The organism is Haemophilus haemolyticus, from assembly GCF_003490595.1.
In the GTDB taxonomy this organism is placed as follows: domain Bacteria; phylum Pseudomonadota; class Gammaproteobacteria; order Enterobacterales; family Pasteurellaceae; genus Haemophilus; species Haemophilus haemolyticus_L.
This window is the reverse complement of sequence record NZ_QQGY01000019.1, coordinates 1-3,732: the sequence shown is the minus strand read 5'-3', so window position 1 is coordinate 3,732 and position 3,732 is coordinate 1. Positions and strand designations below refer to the sequence as shown.

Below are 3,732 nucleotides of genomic sequence, written 5' to 3'. Positions count from 1 at the left end.
GAAGCAAAAGTGATTCTTAACGAGGTAAATTCAGCGAATCCAAGCCGTTTAAAAGGTTATGTGGAAGTGGCGGGCAAAAAAGCAGATGTGGTGATTGCCAACCCAAGTGGTATCCAATGTGATGGCTGTGGTGTGATTAATGCGGGGCGAACAACCCTGACAACTGGTAAAGCAGAAGTAGAAAATGGTGAGTTGAAAGGCTATCGCGTAAAAGGCGGTAAAGTGACTGTTGGTCAAAAAGGGATGGATAACAGTCAATCTGATTACACTGATATTATCGCTGATAAAGCCGAAATCAAAGGTGGGGTTTGGTCGAAGAAAGGCATTAAAGTTACCACTGGTAAAAACAACGTGAACCGCACGAATGATTCGGTTGTGTACGTGGGTGATAAAAACACCGATAAAACCGACCGCACTTCTGATACGCAAAGTGAAAACCAAAGCTACAGTGTGGATGTGAGCCAATTGGGTGGGATGTATGCGGGGAAAATCCATTTAGTGGATAACGGCCAAGGCCTTGGTGTACGCAATGCGGGGCATATTGGTGCATCTGCTGGAAGTGTGAAAGTTGACAGCCAAGGTAAGATTGTCAATGAAGGCTTTATTGGTGGTAGCGAAAATGCCCAACTCAATGCGAAAAAGAATATTGAGAACCGTGGTACCGTTTATGCTAAAGCTCAAACACAACTTAACGCTCAAAACATTGATAACAAACAGGGTGTGGTTGCGGGTAAACAAGTTCAGCTTAATGCGAACAACGTGGATAACCGTAAGCAATCTGATAAAGGCTCTTTAATTGTTGCGACAGATAAAGTGACGATTAAAGCGAAACATGTAGATAACCAAGAGACGAAAGCTGGTGGCAAAACGGAACAAGGTATCCGTGGTGGTCAAGTGGCTATTACAGCTGAAAATCTTTCTAACCAACAAGGGGGCATCTACAGTGATGAGCATACCCAACTAGATGTTGCTCAAACTATTGATAACAAACAAGGTGAGATTGAAGCGGGTAAATCAATTGAGTTAAAAGCGAAGACTTTAGCCAATGAAGGTGATATCAAAACCAAAGGGGATTTAACGGTTCGTTTACAAGACAGTTTAACGTTAAATAATGCCTTCCAAGTTGGCGGTAATTTAGATTTTAAAACCGAAGGGGATTTTAAAAATAATAGCCAATTACGTGTAGGCAATAAGGCTGATGTTAAAGCCGCTAATGTGGATAATACTCAAGATGCTGAAATTAGCGGTAATGAAACACGCATTAATACAAATACTTTGACTAACCGAGGCTTAATTGATGGTGCATTGACTGTGGCAAAAGCAGTAACCATCAATAACTTAGGTACCGGTCGTATTTATGGTGACCATGTGGCTTTACAGGGGGATAGTTTAAATAACCTTGAGGAAGGGGATAAATCTGCTGTAATTGCGGCGCGTGAGCGTTTAGATGTGGGCGTGGATAAAGTTTTAAACCGCAATGAAAGTACCCTTTTAAGTATGGGTAAGATTTATGTGGGTAAAGCGTTAGATGAAAACAACCAAGCTACAGGTAAATCAGCGTATGTTCACAACTACAACGGTGTGATTGAAGCATTAAATCTTTACGATAATGCGAAAAGCAAAGCGATTAGCTTCAATACAGGTAAAGTAGAAAATAAACACTTTTTCCTTGAAACAGAAAATGTGGATACTTCGTCTACGCCGGTTTTTGAGTATCGAATTGGAAATGATTCGACTATTTATGGTAAAGACTCCGGGGTTTATAAGGTTAAACAAGATGATAAGAGTAGCCTTGGTGGTTTGAAAAAAAAAGTAAAAAATCTTTATCACATTTTTTCACCAGACGGCAAAATCGAAAGTGATAACTGGCATGAGTATGATTATACCCGCACAGTGAATGAAACCATGGTACTTAAACCAAAATACCAGGAAGGTAAGATTTTAAGTGGTGGCGGTATCGATTTTAATGATGCCCGTGTAGACAACCAAGACAGTAAGGTGATTGCTGGTGGGGTGATTCAAATTGCGGATGGACAATTAGATCAGAAAGAGTTGAAAGGTCGTACTATTGTAACGGATGCAGGTCGTGTAACTGCGTTTTATAAAGGGCGAGCGTGTGCTAAAAAAATTAAGTTCGTGGGATGTGTAGATCATTACGATACCACTAAAAGTGATACCAGTATTTATTACAAACAAAATGAAAGTGTGAAAGATTTAGGGGTATTTGCCTATAAAGAAAATGTGGTACCTGAATTTACCAATAAAGGCGTGGCTAATAAAGGTGATGTGGGGGATGTGGTGTTAAATCATCTGACTCAATCGCTGGATAAATCTTCTCTTTATAATGTGAATCCTAATGCACCAAAAGGCTATGTGATTGAAACCGCCCCACGTTTTGCGAATAAGCAAAAATGGTTGAGTTCGGATTATATGTTCAATGCATTACGCTACGACCCAAATAATATGCTGAAACGTTTGGGGGATGGTTTTTATGAGTTGCGTTTAGTGAATGAGCAAATCAATCAGTTAACCGGTCGTCGTTATCTTGAAGGTTACCAAAATGATTTAGAGCAATATCAAGGTTTGATGAACAATGGTATACGTTATGCCAAACAATTTAATTTAGTGCCGGGTGTTGGTTTAACCAAAGAACAAATGTCGGAGCTGACCACTGACTTAGTGTGGATGGTAAACCAAGAAATCACTTTACCAAGTGGTAAAAAACTCAATGTGTTAACACCGAAAATTTATTTGGCTTCTAATCGTACTCAAGTTACCCCAACGGGCTCCGTGATTTCGGGGGACAGCATTGTGGGCTCGGTAACCAATATGACCAATGAAGGGACGGTGCTTGCGTCGAACCTAGTGAGCCTACATGGTCAAAATTTAGAGAACAAAGGTCTGGTTTTTGCTAATAATGTCAACCTTAATGCTAAGCAAAAATTAGTGAACCTTGGCGGTAAGATTGTGGCTGCAGATAGCTTGTCTCTATACGGTGGAAAATCAGTAGAGCTTGGTGCCACCACAACAGAAACACAAAGCCAATTAGGACGTACCGAAACCGGGAATAAACAAGTCGATCGTCAAAGTGAATTGAAGGTAACAGGCAAAGGTGGTGAGTTATCTATTCAAAGTGGTGGTGATATCACAATAAAAGCAGCAAATGTGAAATCGGCAGGTACGGTTGATGTAAATGCCAAAGGTAAGCTTTTGGTGGCGACTGAGAAGCAAAGCAGTAAAGAGCACTATGACTTTAGTGATAATCATCATTATCACTTAGATAAAGAAGGTGAAGTAGGCTCTGTTATTGAGGGCAAAGAAGGTACTCGTTTAGTGGGACAAGAAGAAACCATACTTCGTCAAGCTGAGGTAACGAGTGCTAATGGCAAAGTAATGGTTGCCTCTAAAGGAGATGTTCGAATTGAAGAAGGGCGAGATATTGAACATCTGGATACCCGTAATAAGCAAAAATCTAAAGGTGCGTTTACGAGCGTTACTGAAGAATATAAACATAAGCATAATTACGATTTGAGTAAAGGTAGTGAAATTGATGGTAAGAGCGTTGTGATTTACTCTCAAGATGGTAATGTCACAGTGCAAGGCTCTGGTGTTGTGGGTGATGATAGCTTAACGGTGAAAGGTAAGAACATTAATATTCGCGAAGCTGAGAACCGAGTTTATTCTGATGATTTTTATAGCAAGAAAAAATCAGGCATGTTGGGAGGTGGTATT

1 protein-coding gene is annotated in these 3,732 nt (G+C 40.3%); it reads left to right on the top strand.

Annotated features, from left to right (window positions below):
* Nucleotides 1–3,732 (top strand): two-partner secretion domain-containing protein (locus tag DV415_RS09995; protein ID WP_118791749.1); only part of this gene is annotated, 3,732 nt, incomplete at both ends.